19 protein-coding genes and 1 pseudogene are annotated in these 23397 nt (G+C 41.1%); 13 read left to right on the forward strand and 7 right to left on the reverse strand.

What is annotated here, in order from left to right; genetic code table 11:
- Positions 1 to 12: 12 nt before the first annotated feature.
- From AAC853_RS01275 to AAC853_RS01290, 4 genes are all read right to left on the reverse strand, one after another.
- Complete coding sequence (locus AAC853_RS01275) at positions 13 to 216, reverse strand: HHA domain-containing protein (RefSeq protein ID WP_047766794.1); 204 nt, start codon at positions 214 to 216, stop codon at positions 13 to 15.
- Between the two features lie 49 nt (positions 217 to 265).
- Positions 266 to 634 carry an Hha toxicity modulator TomB gene (tomB, locus tag AAC853_RS01280; RefSeq protein WP_338883218.1) on the reverse strand — a complete coding sequence of 123 codons (369 nt, stop codon included), beginning with the start codon at positions 632 to 634 and terminating at the stop codon, positions 266 to 268.
- Between the two features lie 622 nt (positions 635 to 1256).
- Positions 1257 to 4406, reverse strand: a complete 3150-nt coding sequence (locus tag AAC853_RS01285; RefSeq protein ID WP_340613455.1) for an efflux RND transporter permease subunit — start codon at positions 4404 to 4406, stop codon at positions 1257 to 1259.
- A 14-nt stretch (positions 4407 to 4420) separates the two neighbouring features.
- On the reverse strand, positions 4421 to 5620 hold the full coding sequence (locus tag AAC853_RS01290; protein ID WP_340613456.1) for an efflux RND transporter periplasmic adaptor subunit: 1200 nt from the start codon (positions 5618 to 5620) through the stop codon (positions 4421 to 4423).
- Between the two features lie 142 nt (positions 5621 to 5762).
- On the opposite strand from AAC853_RS01290, the gene acrR reads away from it, so the two are divergent.
- The 4 genes and pseudogenes from acrR to AAC853_RS01310 form a co-directional block, all read left to right on the forward strand.
- Entirely contained in the window at positions 5763 to 6413 is a 651-nt protein-coding gene (gene acrR, locus AAC853_RS01295) for a multidrug efflux transporter transcriptional repressor AcrR (RefSeq protein ID WP_338883215.1), read from the forward strand.
- A gap of 283 nt (positions 6414 to 6696) precedes the next feature.
- A complete protein-coding gene (mscK, locus tag AAC853_RS01300; RefSeq protein ID WP_340613457.1) occupies positions 6697 to 9570 on the forward strand; it encodes a mechanosensitive channel MscK in 2874 nt (957 codons plus the stop codon).
- Between the two features lie 79 nt (positions 9571 to 9649).
- On the forward strand, positions 9650 to 10411 hold the full coding sequence (locus tag AAC853_RS01305) for an IS5 family transposase (RefSeq protein WP_340613458.1): 762 nt from the start codon (positions 9650 to 9652) through the stop codon (positions 10409 to 10411).
- 29 nt (positions 10412 to 10440) lie between these two features.
- A pseudogene (locus AAC853_RS01310) lies at positions 10441 to 11010 on the forward strand (mechanosensitive ion channel domain-containing protein); the annotation flags it as partial.
- 50 nt (positions 11011 to 11060) lie between these two features.
- On the opposite strand, the gene rsmS reads toward AAC853_RS01310, so the two are convergent.
- Together rsmS and priC are read right to left on the reverse strand one after the other, a co-directional pair.
- On the reverse strand, positions 11061 to 11225 hold the full coding sequence (gene rsmS / locus AAC853_RS01315) for a pleiotropic regulatory protein RsmS (protein WP_338883213.1): 165 nt from the start codon (positions 11223 to 11225) through the stop codon (positions 11061 to 11063).
- A gap of 19 nt (positions 11226 to 11244) precedes the next feature.
- Complete coding sequence (gene priC, locus AAC853_RS01320) at positions 11245 to 11787, reverse strand: primosomal replication protein PriC (protein ID WP_340613459.1); 543 nt, start codon at positions 11785 to 11787, stop codon at positions 11245 to 11247.
- A gap of 213 nt (positions 11788 to 12000) precedes the next feature.
- Between priC and apt the strand changes: the two genes are divergently transcribed.
- The 4 genes from apt to recR all read left to right on the forward strand — a co-directional run bounded on the left by apt (position 12001) and on the right by recR (position 15606).
- Positions 12001 to 12552: an adenine phosphoribosyltransferase gene (gene apt, locus AAC853_RS01325; protein ID WP_338883211.1), complete on the forward strand. Its 552-nt coding sequence runs from the start codon at positions 12001 to 12003 to the stop codon at positions 12550 to 12552.
- Positions 12553 to 12659: 107 nt separating this feature from the next.
- Positions 12660 to 14621: a DNA polymerase III subunit gamma/tau gene (dnaX, locus tag AAC853_RS01330; RefSeq protein ID WP_340613460.1), complete on the forward strand. Its 1962-nt coding sequence runs from the start codon at positions 12660 to 12662 to the stop codon at positions 14619 to 14621.
- Positions 14622 to 14668: 47 nt separating this feature from the next.
- The gene (locus tag AAC853_RS01335; RefSeq protein WP_340613461.1) at positions 14669 to 14998 is read left to right on the forward strand and encodes a YbaB/EbfC family nucleoid-associated protein; all 330 of its coding nucleotides are present in this window, start codon (positions 14669 to 14671) and stop codon (positions 14996 to 14998) included.
- On the forward strand, positions 14998 to 15606 hold the full coding sequence (recR, locus tag AAC853_RS01340) for a recombination mediator RecR (protein WP_338883208.1): 609 nt from the start codon (positions 14998 to 15000) through the stop codon (positions 15604 to 15606). The genes AAC853_RS01335 and recR overlap by 1 nt, the downstream gene beginning before the upstream one ends.
- Positions 15607 to 15720: 114 nt before the next feature.
- Here recR and AAC853_RS01345 read toward each other — a convergent pair whose 3' ends face one another.
- Positions 15721 to 16482, reverse strand: a complete 762-nt coding sequence (locus AAC853_RS01345) for an IS5 family transposase (RefSeq protein WP_340613462.1) — start codon at positions 16480 to 16482, stop codon at positions 15721 to 15723.
- A gap of 206 nt (positions 16483 to 16688) precedes the next feature.
- On the opposite strand from AAC853_RS01345, the gene htpG reads away from it, so the two are divergent.
- From htpG to AAC853_RS01370, 5 genes are all read left to right on the forward strand, one after another.
- Positions 16689 to 18578 carry a molecular chaperone HtpG gene (gene htpG / locus AAC853_RS01350; RefSeq protein WP_340613553.1) on the forward strand — a complete coding sequence of 630 codons (1890 nt, stop codon included), beginning with the start codon at positions 16689 to 16691 and terminating at the stop codon, positions 18576 to 18578.
- Positions 18579 to 18749: 171 nt separating this feature from the next.
- Positions 18750 to 19394: an adenylate kinase gene (gene adk, locus AAC853_RS01355; RefSeq protein ID WP_338883207.1), complete on the forward strand. Its 645-nt coding sequence runs from the start codon at positions 18750 to 18752 to the stop codon at positions 19392 to 19394.
- A gap of 224 nt (positions 19395 to 19618) precedes the next feature.
- A complete protein-coding gene (hemH, locus tag AAC853_RS01360) occupies positions 19619 to 20584 on the forward strand; it encodes a ferrochelatase (RefSeq protein ID WP_340613463.1) in 966 nt (321 codons plus the stop codon).
- Positions 20585 to 20742: 158 nt separating this feature from the next.
- Positions 20743 to 21864, forward strand: coding sequence for an LPS O-antigen length regulator Wzz(fepE) (wzz(fepE), locus tag AAC853_RS01365; protein ID WP_340613464.1), 1122 nt, complete (start codon positions 20743 to 20745; stop codon positions 21862 to 21864).
- 184 nt (positions 21865 to 22048) lie between these two features.
- A complete protein-coding gene (locus AAC853_RS01370) occupies positions 22049 to 23359 on the forward strand; it encodes an inosine/guanosine kinase (protein ID WP_340613465.1) in 1311 nt (436 codons plus the stop codon).
- Positions 23360 to 23397: the final 38 nt, after the last annotated feature.

Raw genomic sequence — 23397 nt, forward strand, 5'->3', positions numbered from 1 at the left:
GAACATTACAGCTTAGCGGACAAATTTCCAAACAGACGATGGAATTTTATCATAGAGTTTATTCATGGTAAGTTCGGCCAAACGGTGATCAGCTGCGGAATAGAACAATTCGAGTTCATCTTCCGAAAGCTCGTATTTATTTTTTTCGATTACACGTTCCAGTGTTTCAATAGAAGTGCATTTTCTTAAACGCATCAGATAGTCAGTTTTAGTCATAATCGCCTTATCTTATTTGGTGTATAAAAAATAGTTAGAAATATATTTATCAGATTTTGCTTAGAGAAGCGTTCAAATCATGTAACAGAACGTTAGTTAAGTGTTCGTTTGTTTTTTGCCATTTTGTAAGTTCAGGGAAGCTTATCTTATCGCTTCCAAACAAATTATATGTTTCATCTAGATAACCATCAATTAAGGTGTTCAGAGTGTGATTGTCTGAATATTTAATTTTAAAGTTCCAAACAAAAGCTGCAATGTGTTCAATCAATTCGTTTAGTTCTAAACTTTTCTCGGAGGTTAGGTCGAGAATCCAATGATTATCAGTGCGATTCAGGACAGAAAGCGCCTCATGAATTAAATTTTCACATAAGTATTTTAATTCAGCAATATCATGTCTTTTTGGTGAATATTCATCCATAATCACCTCCGTAAACGACGCACAGCTTATTTGAACCAAGGCTTATACATGCTAATTATTATAGTCATTATTTTAGAATAGAGCCTATCAAAACATGATTATTATTTATTAATGTTAACGCCCTATTTTACATATCTTGCTAACTAGGTTTTTTTTAACAATGCCCCATTTACGTTTGGTTATGAAAAAGTTCCGTTTCTGATATGTGCTAACATTCTACTATGAAAGATAGCAATATCTACATATACCATGATTATATTAAATTATACTAATACAGTAGATGCTGTAGCAATAGCACAGCAATCATTATAGGTGATTGTATTGCGACTTTCAAAATCAATATAGCGTCATTATTACATATGTCACTATCTAGATGGAACACTTTTTAACATTAAAGATGTAATTAAGAGAAAAACAAGGAAAATTACCAAGTTAACTTTTGTTTATTATAAAAAAATAGAAAGTGTTGTCTTTTAAACCTACCTGTTCATTCATAAGTATTTATTTTAATTAGGTTATGGGTGATTTTTAACACAGATATTGTCATCTTGTAATTTGTTGTTCGAAGGCGTTTTTATCCATTAAAAAGGCCACATAAGTGGCCTTTTTAACATAGTTGAATTTAATGAGGGGTCGAGATATGTTCAAGTTCCTCATTTTTTTTCGTAAACCGCCGCTTAATGACAACGAAAAATACAGGGACGAAATAAATTGCTAACGATGTAGCAGCAATCATACCACCCAATACTCCTGTTCCTACGGCATTTTGTGCACCTGAACCTGCGCCATTACTCAATACCAGAGGCATAACGCCAAGCATAAAGGCGAGAGAAGTCATTAGGATTGGGCGCAAACGCATTCTGGCTGCTTCAAGAGTCGCTTCTATCAATCCTTTACCTTCTTTTTCTATCAAATCCTTGGCGAACTCGACGATAAGAATGGCGTTTTTCGCAGATAGCCCGATAGTTGTTAATAAACCAACTTTAAAGTAAACGTCGTTACCCAGTCCACGTATTGATGTTGCCAGCAATGCACCAATAACCCCTAGAGGGACGACTAGCATGACCGAGAACGGAACAGACCAGCTTTCATATAATGCTGCCAGACAAAGGAATACAACAATTAATGATAGTGCATATAGAGCAGGAGCCTGATTACCAGATAGACGTTCTTGATAAGACATTCCTGTCCAGTCATAGCCAATTCCTGAAGGTAATTGTGATGCGAGTTGCTCCATAAAAGCCATTGCATCGCCAGTACTTTGACCAGGTGCAGCTTCGCCCACAATTTCCATAGAAGGAAGACCGTTGTAGCGTTCCAGACGTGGTGAACCATAAATCCAAGGCTCTTTTGATGCATCTATAAACGCAGAAAACGGCACCATTTCCCCATGATAGTTACGAACATACAACTTGCTAATATCGCTTGGTAACATACGGTAAGGAGCATCAGCTTGAATATAGACTTTTTTGACTCGACCGCGGTCGATAAAGTCATTGACGTAAACACCACCAAACATTGTGCTCAAGGTCGAGTTGATATTTGTCGTGGATACAGCTAGGGCTTCCGCTTTTTCCTTATCGATATAAATACGATACTGTTGTGTGTCATCTTGTCCATTAGGGCGGACACTCGTCAGCATATCTGGGTGTTGTGCAACCATACCAAGTAATTGGTTACGTGCTTCTGTCAGTGCTGCATGCCCCAAATTTCCTTTATCAATCAACTGGAAGTCAAATCCGCTGGCAGAACCCAATTCCACAATTGAAGGAATATTGAACGCAAAGACGAGACCTTCCTTGATTTGAGCAAAATTCGCATTTGCTCTAGCAACAATGGCTGGAACCTTATCTTTCGAATCCTTACGTAGTTTCCAATCTTTTAAGCTGATAAATGCTAGACCAGTATTTTGCCCTTGACCACTAAAACCAAAGCCATTAACTGTAAATACAGATTTAACAACATCTTTTTCTTTGGTATAGAAGTAATTATTGATTCCATCCAATACCTTTTGTGTCTGTTCTTGAGTAGAGCCAGGTGGTAATTGAACCATTGCCAGTAAAACTCCCTGATCTTCTTCTGGCAAGAAAGACGATGGCAGATTCTTAAATATCCAGGCCATACCCGCGATCAACATGACATAAATTACCAAGTAACGTCCTGTACCACGTAACATACGGCCGATACTATCAGTATAATGATGTGTGCTCTTTTCAAATAGACGGTTAAACCAGCCAAAGAATCCAGTGTGAGTTCCATGGCTGCCTTTAGCAACAGGTTTTAGCATGGTCGCACACAGTGCCGGAGTCAGGACTAGAGCTACCAGAACAGACAGCACCATTGCTGAAACGATCGTGATTGAGAATTGGCGGTAAATCGCGCCTGTTGATCCTCCAAAGAATGCCATTGGTACAAATACGGCGGAAAGTACCAGTGCAATACCGACCAAAGCTCCTTGGATCTGTCCCATTGATTTTTTGGTAGCTTCTTTCGGTGATAGCCCCTCTTCCTGCATAATTCGTTCGACATTTTCGACTACAACAATGGCATCATCCACGAGCAGGCCTATGGCAAGTACCATAGCGAACATGGTCAATGTATTGATGGAATAGCCAAACGCAGCAAGAATGGCAAATGTACCGAGCAGGACAACCGGAACTGCGATTGTTGGGATAAAGGTTGCTCGAAAGTTTTGTAAAAACAGGTACATAACGATAAACACTAACAGAATGGCTTCTGCCAATGTTTTCACCACTTCGAAAATGGAAATTTTAACGAATGGAGTGGTGTCATAGGGATAAACAACAGTTAACCCATGTGGGAAGAAAGGTTGCATCTCAGCCAGTGCTTCTTTGACCGCCTTGGAGGTATTCAAGGCGTTGGCACCTGTTGCTAGTTTGATACCAATACCTGATGCTGGTTTGCCATTGAAGCGACCAATAATACTATAATTTTCAGCGCCTAATTGAATAGTAGCGACATCATGCAAGCGAATTTGTGAACCATCTGGATTCATGTGTAGCAAAATGTTGCCAAATTCTTCTGCCGAATTCAGGCGAGTTTGTGCGATGATCGAAGCATTCAAACGTTGACCTGGAACCGGTGGTGTTCCTCCTAATTGTCCGGCAGCAACCTGATTATTTTGAGCTCTGATTGCACTAATAACATCCTGAGTGGTGATTTTATAGTTGAGTAGTTTGTCAGGGTTGAGCCAGATGCGCATGGCATACTGCGTACCAAAGAGTTCTGTTTCACCTACGCCAGTAACACGGCTTAAGGTATCCTTGACACTCCCCCCGATATAGTCAGCTATGTCATCTTGAGTCATGGTACCATCTTGAGAGATGAAACCTGCCACCATCAAAAATGAGCTGGTTGTTTTATCAACATTAACACCTTGTTGTTGAACTTCTTGAGGCAATAGTGGCATTGCCAATTGAAGTTTATTTTGGACTTGAACTTGCGCGATATCTGGATCTGTGTCTGCTTCAAAGGTTAGCATGATATTCATGTGTCCCGCAGAATCACTGTTCGAAGACATGTACACTAGGTTATCGATGCCGTTCATATTCTGTTCGATAACCTGTGTTACAGTATCTTGTACTGTTTTCGCGTCAGCTCCTGGGTAATTTGCTGAAATGGAAATAGTAGGTGGCGCAATAGCAGGATATTGCTCCACGGGTAATTTCATGATTGCCAGCAGGCCAGATAGCATAGTGATAACTGCTATTACCCATGCAAAAATTGGCCGTTCGATAAAAAACTTAGGCATTAATCATCGACTCCTTATTGAGACTTTTTTGCAGACTCAGCTTGATTAGCCGTAGGATTAGCATTTAAATCTGTTTCCGTTGGTTTTACAGTTATTCCCGGTGCTATTTTCTGCAATCCTGTAACGATTACTCTATCTCCAGCTTTCAGACCTTCTGTCACCAACCATTTGTTACCAATGGCCTGAGTAGCGTTGATATTGCGTAATTCTACTTTGTTATCTTTATCTACAATCAGCGCGGTTGCTTGACCACGAGGTGTTCTGGTAACAGCTTGCTGAGGAACCAAAATCGCATTTTTGCGCACTCCTTCTTCTAACTTGGTGCGAACAAACATACCTGGGAGTAATTCTTCATTTGGGTTTGGGAACACGGCACGCATAGTTATGGAGCCTGTTGTTTCGTCAACCGTTACGTCAGAAAACTCAAGGTAACCTTCTTGATTGTATTCTTGTCCGGTGTCAGTGATTAGACGGATTTTGGTTTTTTTGCTCTCTTTTTGAACAGTTCCTTTTGCGATTTCATTTTTGAATCGCAGGTAGTCGTCACTTGATTGAGTAATATCAACATAGAGAGGATCTAACTGCTGAACAATTGTCAGGGCTGTTGGTTGACCTGCAGAAACCAATGCCCCTTCTGTGACGGTAGACTTACCCGCACGCCCAGAAATAGGAGAGGTCACCTTGGTGTATGCCAGATTGATTCTGGCATTTTCCAATGCGGCCTGAGCAGATTGCACATCTGCTTTTGCTTGAGCATATTCTGAATTTGCTTTATCAAATTCCTGCTTACTCACGTATTGTGTGCCTAACAAGGATTGGTAACGTTCAACAGTTAAGCGGGAAACATTCTCATTGGCTTGTGCTCTGGCTAAGCTTGCTTTGGCCTTACTGTATTCTGCTTGATAAGTTGCTGGATCTATTTGGTATAACGACTCACCGGCAACCACATCACTCCCTTCTTTATAGTTACGTTTCAGTATGATGCCACCGACTTGAGGACGAACCTCGGCAACACGATAAGCTGATGTACGGCCTGGTAGTTCTGTGATGACAGTGAGAGGTTCTGCCTTCAGCGTTACAATACCAACCTCAGGAACATGCTGGCCAGCAGCTTCTTGCTGTGTATTTTTATTGTCGTTACATCCTGAAAGAATGAAACTGCCTGAAATTACCAGTAATGTGGCCAGAGGCAAAACTCCCCTGTTCTTTCGCATAAGTAAACCTCAATTTTTCAATGTTGATTCGTTAATCTAACAAGTGAAATCATTACTTCGTTGGTTAATGGATGCTATAGTACAAACATACATGAATGTATGTAAATCAGCCTCAGTCAAAAACAAAGTTTATGGCACTAAAATGGCACGAAAAACTAAACAGCAAGCAAATCAAACTCGTCAGCAAATCATAGATGCTGCGATAAAGATTTTTTCTGAGCGTGGTGTTTCTGCTACCTCATTATCCGATATCGCAACTGCCGCAGGTGTAACACGCGGAGCAATTTACTGGCACTTTAAAAATAAAACAGATCTACTTTCTGTTGTTTGTAGAATGCCAGAGCATAAAATAGACGAACTAGAGAAAAAGTATCAATCAAAATATCCTGATAATCCACTTATTGCTTTGAGATATTTATTAATTTCCGTGTTAAGAATGATGATGGAGGATTCTCAGATTCGTCAATTAATGGAAATTTTTTTCCATAAATGTGAATTTGTTGGAGAAATATCTCCACTAGTAGAAGAGATTAGGGAGATATGCATTTCCGATTACAAGAAGATTGAAAAAATGCTACTTGCTTGTATTCAATCTGGAGAACTACCGTATGATCTTGATTTCAAGCGTTCTGCCATCATGTTAAGAGCATTGATGACTGGGATATTCGAGAACTGGTCATTCTCACCGGACAGTTTTAATCTTCAAGAACAATCTGTTCATTTAGTGGATAGTTTCATCGATACACTTAAATACAGCTATCATTTGCGAAACGGCAAAGAAAATACATCTTGAATACGGCGTAAATATCAATGAGAGCCGTTCTGATGATTGCCAGTCTCGCAGCATATGGCTGAATCCTTTTAATACGTTGAGATAATCCATTGTGCTTAATGTGTAATGCTATGGTTGCTGGTTTGGCCAGGTAAACGCCTAAAGAAGGCTATAATTTAAAACAAATGCTGGAAATTTTGACTGTACAAAATGTTGAAGTTAAATTGTGCAAAGTCTGAACTAATAGGGGAATTAGTAAACTGGCATTGGTTGATGGCGTAGTAAATGATGAGTAGATAAGTTCATGGTTTCAGTTAACCGATATTTGGGTATTTTACTCAATAAGGAGAGTTTGTGTAACAAACTCTCTGCGATATGTTTCTCCACGATACTGTTTTTTCTTCTGTTGCCTTTTTCTTGTTCGGTAAGTGCGGCTTTTGGTAGCGATATTCCAACCCGTAGTGATATTCAAAATCAGCTTAAGATACTAACGGAGCGTAAGGAGCATACTGTTGAAGAAAAAGTATCGATAGCTGATTTGGAAAAGACGCTCTCTTTCTTTGACAAAATAGAACAACTGAAGCTGGATTTCGATCTACTCAGAAAAAATGTGCAAAATGTGCCACAAAAATCACATCAGGTTACGACTGAATTAGAGAATCTGAAAAATAACGATCAGCAGGATGCATATAAACAGACATTGGAAACACTGTCTCTAAAGCAGCTCGAATCTAAACTGAATAACACATGGTATAACCTGCAGAAGGCACAGGAAAATCTTGCTAGCTACAACAGTCAGTTGATTGGGCTGCAAACTCAACCAGAACGCGTGCAAAATGCGCTATTCCGTAACATGCAGAGATTGCAACAGATTCGCAACCAACTCAATAATGCACTGACTGAGCAGTCAGAATCGAGTCCTACCCGGACAGAGTTATTGCAGGTAGAACAACTTTTTCTGACTCAGCAAAATGAATATCAAAGAGAATCTCTGCAAGCGAATACTCAGTTACAAGTGCTTTTACAACGGCAACGGGATTATACAGCTCTCCAAATTGAGCAATTGGAACGCAATGTTCAGTTTATTCAAAACGTAATGAGTGGAAAACGGCTGGTTCTTTCTGAGGAAACCGCGAAAGAAGCACAAACTAAGGATGGTAAAAATTTACATATCCAAGATAATTCATTAGTTCAGGCAGAAATTGAGCATAACCGTGAATTGAGTAAACGGTTAATTGCAGCAACACGTGATAATAACCAACTGGCGCAGAAAAGTATTCGCGTTAAGAACTTCTTGGAGCGCACCATCCAATCAGAGCGTAACCTTAAAGAGCAAATTAATGTGTTACGTGGCAGCTTATTGTTATCACGTATCTTGTTTCAAGAACAGATGAAAATACCTCAGGATGTTCTAACAAAAGATTTATCAACGAAAATAGCAGACTTGCGCTTGGAGCAATTTGAAATTAATCAGGAACGAGATCGACTCTGTCAAGGGAATGACTATGTCAATAAATTATTGAGTAATAATCGTAATCAAATAAAAAATGCATCCAATGAAATAATGGATGAAATACATAATGCTATCAACCAGATCCTAGACGTTCATTGTGATCTTTTAGAGCAGCTTAATAATCAATTGGGAAATCAGATTACTCATGCTATTAACTTGCAAATGGATCAGCAGCAATTGTTGGATGTCTCTGCATCACTGGAGCAGACCCTTGTCCAACAAATCTTTTGGGTTAACAGTAATAAACCAATGAATGCAGTGTGGTTGAAATCTTTACCTGAACTAATTCAAGAAGAACTGAGTCATTTAGATATTCGTTTGACTTTTCATGGCATGATTACAGGGCTGAAAAATTCTATCCATTTTGTCATTCCTCTTGTGTTAGTTGGCTTGTTTTTACGTTGGCAAACCAAAGGTATTAACGAGCAGTTGAAAAAAATAGCAGGCGAAGTGGGGCAGTTTCGCCGTGACAGCCAACTACATACGCCATTGGCACTGTTACTGACATTAATAAAAACATTACCATTTGCTTTCATCGTATTGGCGATAGGTTATTGGTATTCGAAATCAGGTGATGATTTTGGGGATTTGATTTGGGGGTTCTCCCGCCAGTTGGCGCTTTTTTGGATTATGTATAGTTGTAGCTACCAGATCCTTGCGAAAGGTGGGATTGGAGAGCAGCATTTTTTTCTAGATAGTGTAGCTTGTCGTTTATTCCGCAAAAATCTTGTTCGTCTGTCGATTGCGTTATTTCCTATTTTATTCTGGATAACATTGGGGGCTAAATATCCTTTGCGACTGTCTGATGATGTTATTGGTCAGTGCACTGTATTGGTCTGCCTGTTATTTGTCTTCCTGTTTATTTTTCCATTCTGCCGCTATGTATGGCGTGAAAAAAGCTCACATATGATCCGTACCATCGTAGTGACGACATTAACTTTTGCACCATTGATTATGATGGTGTTGATGGTATCGGGTTATTTCTACACAACTTTACGTTTAGCAGAACGTTGGCTCTATAGTTTGTATTTACTGTTTCTCTGGCATATTAGTTACCAAGCCTGTTTGCGAGGATTGGGTATTGCAGCGCGTCGCATTGCCTATCAGCGTGCCGTTGCCCGGCGTCAGTCCCTCACGAAAGAAGGGGCTGAAGGTGAAGTGATGGAAGAACCGCCAATGGCCTTAGATCGCATTAATCAGCAATCATTGCGCTTAACTACCATGGTGCTGTTTTTGATCTTTTTAGGTGCATTTTATTGGATCTGGTCTGATCTGGTGACGGTATTTTCTTATCTTGATGGGATCAATTTGTGGCAATACAGTACTGCAACGGAACTTGGTAACGTTCTAAATCACGTGACTTTGAAAGATTTGGTACTTTCAATAGCAATGTTAGTCATCTCATGGGTCATGATGAGAAACTTACCAGGTTTACTAGAAGTGTTGGTGTTATCCCGTTTGCAGTTGCAACAAGGCTCTTCGTATGCCATTAAAACAACACTGACTTACCTAATCATTGGTATTGGCGGAATTACAGCATTAGGAACATTGGGTGTTTCGTGGAATAAATTACAATGGCTAGCGGCGGCGCTTTCGGTTGGTTTAGGTTTCGGTTTACAGGAAATTTTTGCTAACTTTGTTTCGGGATTGATTAGGGCGTGTTGACGTTTCGTGGAGGGAAGTTTGAACAGCATGATGATCTGGTATCATTGTCTTCGCGAAAAAACCATTACCCCAGCTCATCATGCCAAGAACAATGTTATCAAAATCTTTATGGAATACGCTAGCTGTATTAATGCAACAACATGGATGTATTTACCACAAAGACGCGCATTACCTGACTTTCGAAGGGATCCTTTATCGAATGAGAACGGGATGTCCGTGGCGGGATTTACCCGATGAATTTGGCAAATGGAATACGCTTTTTAAGCGCTTTAACGCCTGGTCAAAGAAAGGTGTTTTTGAATTATTATTCAAATTGTTATCTGAAAATACAGACACCGAATGGTTATTCATTGATGGGAGTATTATCCGCGCTCATCAACATAGCTCAGGGGCAGCTTCAACAGAAGATGAAGCCATCGGTAAAAGTCGAGGTGGACGTTCGACTAAAATTCATTTGGCCGTAGACAGTTATGGTTTGCCTGTCCATTTTGAGCTGTCAGGGGGTCAAACGCACGACATTGTACATGCAGAAAGTTTGGTCACCCATTCACCCGCATCCGATTTTGTGATCGCGGATAAAGGTTACGATAGCGGTACTTTCAGAGATTTCGTTGAAAAACAAGGTTCAAAAACGGTCATTCCCTATCGAAAAAATAGCCGAAAACCCGATAAAAGTATTGATGAAGTTTTATACTGTTATCGGCATTTGGTCGAAAATGCGTTTGCCAGAATAAAACATTTTCGAGTTATTGCGACAAGATACGATAAATTGGCGCGAAATTACGCCAGTATGTTGGCACTGGCGTTTGTCATTATATGGTTACCGATGTGGGTTGAGTAAATGGTGAACTCAAAACGTCAACAGCCCCTATTTTGTTCGAACGCCCCGTCCGGATTGGTGATACCGTAACGATAGGAACTTATTCTGGTTCTGTTAGCAAAATCCGTATTCGTGCGACGACAATTACAGATTTTGACCGTAAAGAAGTAATTATCCCTAATCGGGCATTTGTGACAGAACGTCTAATTAACTGGACGCTTTCCGATACCATTACGCGGATTATTATTAAGGTTGGTGTCGCATACGGCTCTGATCTTGATAAGGTTAAAGAGGTTTTATTAAAAGCGGCAAGCGAAAATGCCCGCGTAATGAGTGAGCCAGGGCCACAAGTCTACTTTATGAATTTTGGCACCAGTACATTGGATCACGAGTTGAGGCTTTACGTCCGAGAACTGGGTGATCGTAGCCGTACTGTAGATGAAATTAACCGCAGTATTGATAAATTATGTCGGGAAAACGACATCAATATTGCATTCAATCAGCTAGAAGTTTACTTACACAATCGGCAGGGTGATAGTTTGCAAGAAGTACAGGATCCATTGAATGATGAAGGCAATCAGTCAGATAAAAGATTTTTATCTGGTGATAAACCATTTTAAGTTGTTTTATCGTTGAAACACGAAATCTGAGGAGTAAGCATTAATCAAACTTATTCATCAGGTTTTTGAACTTGTTTTTCTAATTTTCCTTGAAGATCATGTTTGACAATTTCTAGTGCTGCTAATGCAATAGCAGGTGAAATTTCGTTATATTCAAGCAAATAAATAAGATCTACTGCAAGTTGTACTTCAGGTGGTGCTTGTTCTAGGGCCATAGCTAGTTTTCCTCTGTGATTAATCTAAATGTTCTTGCTTTTCTATCGATTTCTCGATCCGCATTAATGCTTGACGGCAGCGGGCGAGCCTACCCGCGAGGGCTGCAATTTCTTTTTGCAGTTTGTGCTTATTGGTAAGTGTAGTTTGTTTATTTAACTGTAATTCCCGGTCATCAATCATTGCCATTAAACGACGTTCATAATCTTGATGCTCTGCCAGACGTTGATAAAGATCTTGGCTTTGTGAGCGGTACTCAAATTTATCTTCCTGTTTTCGTAGCGCTTGGGTTGATATCTCGCGCTTAAGTGCTTCGGTTTGTACCACTAAACGCTCAGCAAGGAACTTCACTTGTTCAATCCGAGAATCGCTTACACAGGCTTTCAGTTGTTCCAGATTTTGTCGGATCTCTTGCATATATCCATTGAGTTTATTGCTGCGGTGGTGAAACAACATTTGATCAAAACGGGCACTGGAAAAAGGGGTATCAGGTAGTAAGGCGAGCTCTTTTTCCAGAATACTGACCTGTTTTTCAAGTACACATAATAAATTTTGTATACCCATTAGTATCTCATTATGATTAATAATCAGTTTGTCAAAGTCTTTTAATTAGTTTCGCAGATTTGGTTGCAATCACACTGAACCTGCTAAGTGTGGGGTTTATCTTAAGTCAACAAAATATAAGTAACGACTTGTTTGGCAGTTGCTTTTTCACAGTAGTTTGAATAAATTTTACCGCTTTCTTGCTCTCTTCATTAAACCTGGCTGACATCGATTATGACCGCTAACGCACAACAACTGCAATTAATTAAAGATAGTATCGAAACAATCCCTGATTATCCAAAGGCAGGAATACTTTTTCGTGACATTACCACATTGCTTGATAATCCAGTTGCCTACCAAGCTACGATAGATTTATTGGTAGCTCGTTATCAGAATACAGGCATTACGAAAATCGTTGGCACTGAAGCTCGTGGTTTCTTATTCGGGGCCCCTGTTGCACTGCGTTTGGGGGTTGGTTTTGTTCCTGTTCGTAAAAAAGGTAAATTGCCGCGTGAAACGCTGAGCGAAACTTATGATCTGGAGTATGGTACAGATACATTAGAAATCCATAAAAGCAGCATCAAGGAAGGGGATCAAGTTCTGGTTATTGATGATTTGCTTGCAACGGGTGGTACCATTGATGCGACAGTACGCTTGATTCGTCGTCTAGGTGGACAAGTTTCTGAAGCGGCTTTTATTATTGGATTACCGGATTTAGGTGGCGTTGAACGTTTGCAAAAACAAGGTGTTAACAGCTATACCATCGTTGAATTTCCCGGCCACTGATTATTCTATTTTTTGCAATATTGATACATATTAATATATCAGCCTCGCCGTTAATGGTGAGGCTGTGCTAGCATGTTAGATAATCATGTTCAATTTCCTCGGTATTCATGAGCTATCAGGTACTTGCCCGTAAGTGGCGCCCACAAATATTTTCTGATGTGATTGGTCAGCAACATGTGTTGACTGCATTGGCGAATGGTCTCGAACACCAACGCCTCCATCACGCTTATCTTTTTTCCGGCACTCGTGGTGTGGGAAAAACCACTATTGCACGTCTGTTGGCAAAAGGACTGAATTGCGAAACGGGCATAACAAAGACTCCGTGTGGTCAGTGTACCAACTGTCTTGAAATTGAACAGGGTAGGTTTGTTGATCTGATTGAAATCGATGCTGCTTCCCGAACAAAAGTAGAAGATACTCGCGAGTTGTTGGATAACGTCCAGTATGCGCCTGCCAGAGGTCGTTTCAAAGTTTACCTTATCGATGAAGTTCACATGCTTTCTCGCCATAGTTTCAATGCATTGTTGAAGACATTGGAAGAACCACCGGAACATGTGAAATTCCTTTTGGCCACAACTGATCCACAGAAACTGCCAGTGACTATCCTTTCACGCTGTTTACAATTCCATTTGAAAACACTCGATGTGGATCAAATTAGCAGCCAATTGGAACATGTTCTTAATGCGGAGCAAATAGAAAGCGATGTTCGAGCCCGTCAGTTACTTGCCCGCGCAGCAGATGGCAGTATGCGTGATGCCTTGAGTTTAACGGATCAAGCTATTGCTCTTGGTGGCGGAAAGCTGACATCAGATATTGTTAGCCAGATGCTGGGAACACTGGATGATGACCAACCATTGGCAATGATTGAATCGTTGGTGCGTGCAGATGGTCAACAAATGATGGCATTGGTGGAACAAGTGGCAACTCGTGGTGTCGATTGGGAAAATTTGCTGGTTGAAACATTGTCGCTGTTGCATCGGATTGCCATGCTCCAACTATTGCCTCAGCAACCTGAAAGTGAGCCTTCTTCAACGGAAGGGCGGTTGCGTTTGTTGGCAAGAGCGATTTCCCCGACGGATTTGCAGCTGTATTATCAAGCGCTACTGGTGGGGCGCAAAGAGCTTCCTTATGCACCAGAACGACGGATGGGAGTGGAAATGGCGTTATTGCGTGCTCTGGCTTTTCATCCTAAAACAGTCATTGAGGAAATATTACCTCCTGCTGTGGAAAGCCCTGTAGCACCACCTTCGGCCTCGCTATCTGCAAAGCAATTGACTTCAAATAAAGACGAAAATAAGCGTCCTGCTGAGCAGACAATATCCCAATCGATAGGCGGTGAATCGCCTGTTGCAAACAGTCCTACAGCGAAGCTATTGCAAGCCAGAAGTTCACTGATGCATCAAGGAAATACCCCACTAAAAAAGTCTGATCCGGCAGAGTCTGCTAAACCGGCAAGCTCAGCGCTGGAGCGACTGGTGGCGGTGGCAGAACAACGGTCTCAATCTTATATCCCTAAAGCACGGGAATCTAATCCAGCTAATCCGGTAAAAAAGGAATCTTATCGCTGGCGGGCAACGAATAGTGGAGAGGAGAAACCGCGCCCGACTACGACACCAAAAGCGATCAAAGCCGCTTTGGAGCACGAGAAAACAACAGAATTGGTAGAAAAACTGGCGATTGAATCGAAACAAAGGGATCCATGGGCTGCGGAAATTGATAAACTGCAGATTCCAAAATTGGTTCAGCAGGTAGCACTGAATGCTTTTAAAGAACAGATTGATGAAAATCGTCTTTGTCTGCATTTACGTTCAAAGCAGCGCCATCTTAATTCAGCATCGGCTCAGAAAGTGTTGACCGAAGCATTGAGAGAATTGCATGGAAAACCTATTGAACTCAATATCATTGAAGATGATAATCCTGCGGTAAAAACGCCTCTGGAATGGCGACAAGCCATTTATGAAGAAAAATTGGCACAAGCGCGTCAATCCATTATTTCGGATAAAACGATTCAAACACTTCAGCAACTATTTGATGCAGAATTGGATGAAGAAAGTATCCGGCCTGTTTAACTGCCGCAGTGTATTTTATGCTGTGGCGATAGCGAAGAGAGAAAATTATGTTTGGTAAAGGTGGTTTGGGCAATTTGATGAAACAGGCCCAGCAGATGCAAGAAAAAATGCAGAAAATGCAGGAAGAAATTGCAAATCTGGAAGTGACAGGCGAATCTGGCGCAGGCTTGGTAAAAATCACTATTAATGGTGCACATAACTGCCGCCGGGTTGAAATCGATCCAAGTTTAATAGACGATGACAAAGACATGTTGGAAGATCTGATTGCAGCGGCATTCAATGATGCAGCTCGTCGTATTGAAGAAACCCAGAAAGAAAAAATGGCCAGTGTTTCCAGTGGAATGCAGTTACCACCTGGGTTTAAGATGCCATTCTAATGCAAACCAGTCCTCTTCTTGAATCTCTGATGGAAGCCCTGCGCTGTTTGCCCGGCGTAGGCCCAAAATCTGCACAGCGGATGGCATTTCATCTATTGCAGAGAGATCGCAGTGGTGGAATGCGATTGGCCCAGGCACTGACACGAGCGATGTCTGAAATTGGTCATTGTCAGGACTGCCGGACATTCACGGAACAGGAACAATGCACGATTTGCGCCAATCCGCGTCGTCAGCAGAATGGCCAGATTTGTGTAGTGGAAAGCCCCGCAGATATTCATGCTGTCGAACAAACCGGTCAGTTTGCGGGCCGTTATTTTGTCTTGATGGGGCATTTATCGCCACTGGATGGTATCGGGCCAATGGATATTGGTTTAGATCGTTTAGAAGAACGTTTATCTTCTGAAACCTTGTCAGAAATCATTCTGGCAACTAATCCAACTGTCGAAGGAGAGGCAACGGCAAACTATATTGCAGAAATATGTTCTCAATATGGTGTGACAGCCAGCCGAATTGCTCATGGTGTTCCTGTGGGCGGAGAGCTTGAAATGGTGGATGGTACGACACTGTCTCATTCGTTGGCTGGCCGGCAAAAAATCACGAACTTGTGATTTTGTTCCCGACTAATGGGTGATTTTATGGATGGTGCTGCTGATTATGCCGCCATCCATAGTTGACTTACCCGCTTATTAAACTAGGGGCTGTTGACGTTTTGAGTTCACCATTTACTCAACCCACATGGGTAGCCATATCATGACAAATGCCAGCGCCAACATGCTGGCATAATTTCGGGCTAATTTATCGTATCTTGTCGCAATAGCTCGAAAATGTTTTATTCTGGCAAACGCATTTTCGACCAAATGCCGATAACGGTATAAAACATCATCAATATTCTTATCTGATTTTCGGCTGTTTTTTCGATAAGGAATCACTGTTTTCGAACCTCGTTTTTCAACGAATCTTCTGAACACGTTACTCTCGTAACCTTTATCCGCAATCACAAAATCGGATGTGGGTGAATGTGCAACTAAACTTTCCGCATGGACAATGTCATGTGTTTGGCCCCCTGACAGCTCAAAATGCACGGGCAGCCCGTAACTGTCTACAGCCAAATGAATTTTTGTAGAACGCCCACCCCGACTCTTGCCAATGGCTTCATCTTCCGGTGATACGGCTCCTGAACTGTGTTGATGAGCACGCACAATACTGCCATCAATGAATAACCACTCGGTATCCGTATTCTCAGATAATAATTTGAATAATAGCGCAAAAACCCCTTTTTTTGACCAGGCATTGAAACGCTTAAAAAGGGTATTCCATTTTCCGAATTCCTCGGGTAAATCCCGCCACGGACATCCCGTTCTCATTCGATAAAGTATCCCTTCGAAAGTTAGGTAATGTTCTTCTTTGTAGTAAATGCATCCATGTTGTTGCATCAATACAGCTAGCGTATTCCATAAAGATTTTGATAACATTGTTCTTGGCATGATGAGCTGGAGTAATGGTTTTTTCGCGAAGACAATGATACCAGATCATCATGCTGTTCAAATTCCCCTTTCAAAACGTCAACACGCCCTAATTTTATATTCTTATTGCTGTCTTAACTTGAAACTTTCCGTATCTATCCCCATTTGATTACCATCGTCCGATTTTACATATCTGAACTGGATTTAGATTGAGGTAATAAATGAGCATGAAAGATCAGGAAACCCGTGGATTTCAGTCTGAAGTTAAACAACTGCTACAGTTGATGATCCATTCTCTCTATTCCAATAAAGAAATTTTTCTCCGTGAACTGATTTCAAACGCATCTGATGCGGCTGACAAATTGCGCTTCCGTGCATTGTCTGCCCCTGAGCTGTATGAAAATGATGGCGAATTGCGTGTTCGTCTGGCTCTTGATAAGGAACAGAAAACTATCACCATCAGTGATAATGGTATCGGTATGTCCCGTGATGAAGTGATCGATAATCTCGGAACGATTGCAAAATCTGGTACTAAAGCATTTCTTGAATCCATTGGTTCTGATCAAGCAAAAGACAGCCAATTAATTGGCCAATTCGGTGTAGGCTTCTACTCTGCTTTTATCGTCGCTGACAAAGTCACCGTACGTACCCGTGCAGCAGGGGCACCTGCTGAACAAGGTGTGTTCTGGGAATCAACGGGAGAAGGTGACTACACCGTTGCTGATATTGAAAAAGTAGATCGTGGTACAGAAATTACCTTACATCTGCGAGATGGGGAAAGCGAGTTCCTCAATGATTGGCGTCTGCGTTCTATCATTGGCAAGTATTCTGATCATATTGCCTTGCCAGTTGAAATCGAAACCCAAACTAAAAACGAAGAAGACGATTCAGTTACCGTTACATGGGAAAAAATCAACAAAGCCCAAGCGTTGTGGACTCGTAATAAAGCTGAAATCAGTGATGAAGAGTACCAAGAGTTTTATAAGCACATCTCCCATGACTTTACTGACTCTCTGATTTGGAGTCATAACCGCGTTGAAGGTAAGCAGGAATACACCAGCTTGCTATATATCCCTTCCCAGGCACCGTGGGATATGTGGAACCGCGAACATAAACATGGCCTGAAACTATACGTACAGCGTGTATTCATCATGGATGAAGCTGAACAATTCATGCCAAATTACTTGCGTTTTGTCCGTGGTCTGATTGATTCCAACGACCTGCCATTGAACGTTTCCCGTGAAATTTTGCAAGATAGTTCAATCACACGTAACTTGCGCAGCGCGCTGACTAAACGTGTATTGCAAATGTTGGATAAGCTGGCAAAAGACGATGCAGAAAAATATCAGACCTTCTGGCAGCAGTTCGGCCTAGTGATGAAAGAAGGTCCAGCCGAAGATGGCGCAAACAAAGAAGCTATTGCTAAGTTATTGCGCTTTGCTACGACTCATAATGATAGCTCCGCTCAAACTGTTTCTCTGGAAGATTACGTTGGCCGTATGGCAGAAGGGCAGGAGAAGATTTATTACATTACTGCGGATAGTTATGCTGCAGCGAAGAATAGCCCACACTTGGAGCTGTTCCGTAAGAAAGGCATTGAGGTTCTGTTACTGTCTGACCGCATTGATGAATGGATGATGAGCTACCTGACTGAATTTGATGGTAAGTCACTCCAATCAGTCAGCAAAGCGGATGAATCCCTCGATAAACTGGCTGATGAAAACAAGGCTGAACAAGAAGAAGCAGACAAAAAACTGGAGCCATTTGTTGAGCGCGTGAAAACTCTGCTAGGTGAACGCGTGAAAGAAGTGAAGCTAACTCATCGTCTGACCGATACTCCAGCTATTGTAACAACTGATGCTAATGCGATGAGCACCCAAATGGCGAAGCTATTTGCGGCAGCGGGTCAGTCTGTGCCAGAAGTCAGTTATAACTTTGAGCTGAATCCAGAACACCTTCTGGTTAAAAAAGCGGCTGATATTGATGATGATGCTCAATTTGCTGATTGGGTAGAGTTGCTGTTGGATCAAGCGTTATTTGCTGAACGTGGCACATTGGATGATCCAAATCAGTTTATTCGTCGTATGAATCAATTATTATTAGCTGAAAAAGCTTAAACTTATTGAGATAATTATAAAAACCACGCTTCAACGAAAAATGAGGCGTGGTTTATTTTTTTAGTTAGTGCGGAAACGTTTACCTGTTTTCTTGAGCCATTCCCCATTCAAATGGTATGGTAGTACGTTTTCTTTAAAATATGAAAAGTAAATAGCAAGGGGATTTACGCAATGCGTATTATTCTACTGGGCGCACCAGGCGCTGGTAAAGGGACTCAGGCACAATTTATTATGGAGAAATATGGGATACCCCAAATTTCTACAGGTGATATGCTGCGTGCTGCAGTAAAAGCGGGTACCGAGTTGGGTTTGCAAGCAAAAGAGTTGATGGATAATGGCAAGCTAGTCACTGATGAACTGGTCATTGCTTTAGTTAAAGAGCGCATCAAACAAGATGACTGTCATAATGGCTTCTTGTTGGATGGGTTCCCACGCACTATTCCTCAGGCAGATGCCATGAAAGACGCTGGTATCGAGGTTGACTATGTGTTGGAATTTGACGTTCCTGATGAAATCATCGTTGAACGTATTATTGGTCGTCGTGTGCATGCGCCGTCAGGCCGTGTTTACCACATCAAATTCAATCCACCAAAAGTGGAAAATAGAGATGATGTTACAGGTGAAGAGCTGACTATTCGTAAAGATGATCAGGAAGATACGGTCCGTAAACGTCTGGTTGAGTACCACGCACAAACTGCACCTTTAGTTTCTTACTATCAGCAAGAAGCACAGGCCGGTAACACAAAATACTTTAAACTTGATGGTACTCGTCAAGTAGTGGAAGTGAGCGCAGAGCTGGCTAACATTCTGGGTTAATGATTTAGTGTGTACCTTTAAGGGATATCTCCAAGAGGAGACTTCTGGCTTTTGCTTGTAAGAGAGGGGATATCTCTTAAGTTATTATAGCAGGCGGCCTTCATACCGCCTGGTTTTTTTATATATTACGTTACCTTAGAGAAATTTACTCCATGAAATGTTACATGTAACTATCTTTCATGCTTTATACTATATCGTCAGTCATTTTAATGGAGCTCTGAGGAATGAGTAGCAAGAGGTATGGTGTCCTATTAGTGAACCTTGGTACACCTGATGCGCCAACACCAGCAGCAATAAGATGTTATCTGGCAAAATTTTTGAGTGATAGAAGAGTAGTTGATATTTCTCCATTGATTTGGAAACCTATCTTAAATGCTTTCGTTCTCCCTTTCCGAGCCTCTCAAATTGCTAAGCTTTACCGAGAAATTTGGATGGAAGAAGGCTCTCCTTTATTAGTTTATAGTCGTCGCCAACAAAAATTGTTGGGTGAGAGGTTGGTGGATATTCCTATTGCTTTGGGGATGACTTACGGCTCTCCTTCTTTGTCTCAGGCTGTAGAGAGTTTGTTGCAGCAGGACATTGAGGCTCTCATTGTACTGCCGCTTTACCCCCAATACTCCAGTACAACTTCGGCAGCGGTTTTTGACGGGATCAGTAAAATATTACGGGAATATCGGACAATTCCTACCCTGCATTTTGTCCGTAGTTATGCTACGCACCCTGCCTATATTGCAGCACTAAAGGAAACTATCGAGCAGAGCTTTGAAAAGCATGGACAGCCTGATCGGTTAATTATTTCCTATCACGGTATTCCTGAACGTCTAGCAAAGATGGGGGATATTTATCCACAGGATTGTAAGGCAACGACTGAACTGTTGAATCAGGTACTAGATTATCCAGCAGATAAAATTATGATGACATATCAGTCGCGTTTTGGTTATTTGCCGTGGCTATCTCCTTATACAGATAAGACCATAGCTTCATTACCGAGCCAAGGTGTGGAACATATTCAAGTGGTGTGTCCAGGATTTGCAGCAGATTGTTTGGAAACGTTGGAAGAGATTAACCAACAGAATAAACTTACTTTTTTAGAGGCTGGTGGGAAAAAGTTTGAATATATCTCTGCACTTAATGATAATGATGCCCACATTTCTTTGCTTGAACAGTTAGTAAACAATTTCATGAAATAATTTGCAATTACTGATTGTATAACATTATCACGTATGGTGAATGGCAGACATTGATCATCGTATGATTTTAAGGAATATGGTTTTTAACCAGTAAATTCGATAAGCGAGAGAAAATGCTTGCATATCAATGGAAAGAGAAATTATTTGGATTATAGATAATGAGTAATAAACCTATTAAGCACCCCGATTTTTACGAAGAGCATACAAACTATTATCCTCCAGCGCGGGAGGATGAAATTGATTTGTTTGAACTATTTTCTGTTCTCTTCCAATCAAAATATTTGATCATTGCAGTATCTTTCGTTTTTGCAATTATTGGTTTCAGTATTGCATCATTTTTACCGCAAAAATGGACTAGTACAGCCGCTGTAGTAAAACCGGATTTAGAAGAGTTCCAGCCACTGAAAAATGCGTTAACGGATTTGCATGTTCTTAATATAGATCCCAAAGTGACAGAAGAATCGCTGTATAAGCGGTTTATTGAAAACTATAATTCACGTGTATTGCGTGAAAAATATTTGGTTAGCACCGATTACTTTAAGACCTTGTTAGCTCAGAATCATAGTGGTTCGGTTCAGGAAAAAAGAAAGCTGATCGAGAAAATTGTTAATAAAAATATTACCATATCTTTACCTCATAACGAGAAAAAAGAGAAAGATGATGACATTTTTAATGAGGTTAAACTTTCTTTCAGTGCTGACAATGCAGAAAATGCTTACAATTTATTAAGTGGCTATATCAAATTCGTCTCTTCGGTGGTTCGTGATCAAGTGAAAGAGGAACTGAGTGATATGGTGAATCAGAAATTGGATTACTCCCAAAAGCTTTATTCTCTCGATTTGGAGCGTATCGGCAATATGCGCAGTGTGGATATTGAGCGACTGAAGTATGCGATTTCTCTTGCGGATTCTGCCGGGATTAAAAAGCCAGTATCAAATGGCGGAGCTATGATCAAGGATGACCCAGATTATTCGATTGCGTTGGGTTCCGATGCACTGCAACGTAAATTACAGATTACTGAAGAAGTTATCGATCCAACAAAAATTGATGCGGATCTGCGTAACCGCCAGTTGTATATTAAAAATCTGGAAAACGTGAATGTGAGTACAGTTGATTTTGTACCATTCAAGTACATGCAGGAACCTTATGAACCAACATCAAAAGATTCACCTAAGCGTTTGCTGATTTTGATTGGAGCAGGTTTTATCGGATTTATTTTATCCATCATGTATGTTCTGTTGCGCCACATGGTACGTAGTCGCCAAAAACAAGAGGCCTAATATTGTTTATAATTCAAATATGTTATAGATAATATGTTTTGATAGTTGATATTTTGACAGCCAATACTGTAATAGCATTGGCTGTCTTCATTTTTATCTCCATATTTTTGTTTCTCTCCGGTATTGTGGCACATTATATTATGCTAACATGCCGCATATTTTGGCTCTACCGCAACAATTAATTATGAAATTCCCTGGTAAACGTAAATCTAAACACTATTTTCCTGTCAGTTTAAGAGATCCTCTGCTCCAACCCATCAAAGAGATGATGGATACTGAAAATAATCAAGCCTACATTGTTGGCATTGACCAGACACTAGTTGATATTGAAGCCAAAGTTGATGAGGATTTTATTCAGCGTTATAACCTAAGCCAGGGACATTCGTTAGTCATTGAAGATGATGTAGCCGAGGCGCTTTACAAGGAACTGACAGAAAAGAATCTTATCAGCCATGAATTTGCGGGTGGCACTATCGGCAATACTTTGCATAACTATTCTGTGCTGGCTGATGATAAATCCGTCCTGCTTGGCGCAATGTGTAATAACATCCAAATAGGAAGTTATGCATATTGTTATCTCTGCAATACATCCAGTCGTATGGATCTCAATCATCTTCAGGGCGTTGATGGCCCAATTGGCCGTTGTTTTACTTTAGTGACGGAAAATGGTGAAAGAACATTTGCGATCAGCCCGGGGTTAATGAATCAGCTTCGTCCAGAAAGCATCCCTGAACATATTATTGCGGAAGCGTCAGCATTGGTGATCACCGCTTATTTGGTGCGTTGTAAACCGGGTGAGCCAATGCCAGAAGCAACAATGAAAGCCATTGAATATGCGAAGAAGCATAACGTACCTGTTGTATTAACATTAGGAACAAAATACGTCATTGCGGATGATCCACAATGGTGGCGCGATTTTCTGGCTGAAAATGTTTCTGTTGTTGCAATGAATGAAGATGAAGCTTGTGAATTAACCGGTTTCAGTGATCCTTTATTAGCGGCTGACATGGCGCTAAATTGGGTGGATTTGGTGTTATGTACAGCAGGGCCTGCTGGATTATATATGGCAGGTTACACTGAGGAAGAACAAAAGCGCCAAACATTGCATCCTTTGCTGCCTGGTGCAATTGCAGAATTTAACCGTTATGAATTCAGCCGGGCGATGCGTAAGGTGGATTGCCAAAACCCAATGCGGGTTTATTCCCATATTGAACCCTATATGGGAGGGCCTGAAAAAATCATGAATACTAATGGTGCTGGGGATGGTGCGTTATCTGCATTGCTGCATGATATCACAGCCAACAGTTATCATCGCATGAATGTACCTAACTCCAGCAAACATACGCGCTCTTATTTGACCTATTCTTCTTTGGCTCAGGTATGTAAGTACGCTAATAGAGTGAGTTATCAGGTATTGAGTCAGCATTCTCCGCGTCTAACCCGAGGGTTGCCGGAGAAAGAAGATAGTCTGGAAGAGTCTTACTGGGAACGCTGACTCTGCTAGTAGTATGGGGTTTTTATGGGAATATCCCT

Source organism: Xenorhabdus thailandensis (genome assembly GCF_037996785.1).
Lineage (GTDB): Bacteria > Pseudomonadota > Gammaproteobacteria > Enterobacterales > Enterobacteriaceae > Xenorhabdus > Xenorhabdus griffiniae.

Coding starts and splice junctions, on each gene's coding strand:
- AAC853_RS01275 (WP_047766794.1), bottom strand. CDS start 216: ATGACTAAAACTGACTATCTGATGCGTTTAAGAAAATGCACTTCTATT.
- tomB (WP_338883218.1), bottom strand. CDS start 634: ATGGATGAATATTCACCAAAAAGACATGATATTGCTGAATTAAAATAC.
- AAC853_RS01285 (WP_340613455.1), bottom strand. CDS start 4,406: ATGCCTAAGTTTTTTATCGAACGGCCAATTTTTGCATGGGTAATAGCA.
- AAC853_RS01290 (WP_340613456.1), bottom strand. CDS start 5,620: ATGCGAAAGAACAGGGGAGTTTTGCCTCTGGCCACATTACTGGTAATT.
- acrR (WP_338883215.1), top strand. CDS start 5,763: ATGGCACGAAAAACTAAACAGCAAGCAAATCAAACTCGTCAGCAAATC.
- mscK (WP_340613457.1), top strand. CDS start 6,697: ATGGTTTCAGTTAACCGATATTTGGGTATTTTACTCAATAAGGAGAGT.
- AAC853_RS01305 (WP_340613458.1), top strand. CDS start 9,650: ATGCCAAGAACAATGTTATCAAAATCTTTATGGAATACGCTAGCTGTA.
- rsmS (WP_338883213.1), bottom strand. CDS start 11,225: ATGGCCCTAGAACAAGCACCACCTGAAGTACAACTTGCAGTAGATCTT.
- priC (WP_340613459.1), bottom strand. CDS start 11,787: ATGGGTATACAAAATTTATTATGTGTACTTGAAAAACAGGTCAGTATT.
- apt (WP_338883211.1), top strand. CDS start 12,001: ATGACCGCTAACGCACAACAACTGCAATTAATTAAAGATAGTATCGAA.
- dnaX (WP_340613460.1), top strand. CDS start 12,660: ATGAGCTATCAGGTACTTGCCCGTAAGTGGCGCCCACAAATATTTTCT.
- AAC853_RS01335 (WP_340613461.1), top strand. CDS start 14,669: ATGTTTGGTAAAGGTGGTTTGGGCAATTTGATGAAACAGGCCCAGCAG.
- recR (WP_338883208.1), top strand. CDS start 14,998: ATGCAAACCAGTCCTCTTCTTGAATCTCTGATGGAAGCCCTGCGCTGT.
- AAC853_RS01345 (WP_340613462.1), bottom strand. CDS start 16,482: ATGCCAAGAACAATGTTATCAAAATCTTTATGGAATACGCTAGCTGTA.
- htpG (WP_340613553.1), top strand. CDS start 16,689: ATGAAAGATCAGGAAACCCGTGGATTTCAGTCTGAAGTTAAACAACTG.
- adk (WP_338883207.1), top strand. CDS start 18,750: ATGCGTATTATTCTACTGGGCGCACCAGGCGCTGGTAAAGGGACTCAG.
- hemH (WP_340613463.1), top strand. CDS start 19,619: ATGAGTAGCAAGAGGTATGGTGTCCTATTAGTGAACCTTGGTACACCT.
- AAC853_RS01370 (WP_340613465.1), top strand. CDS start 22,049: ATGAAATTCCCTGGTAAACGTAAATCTAAACACTATTTTCCTGTCAGT.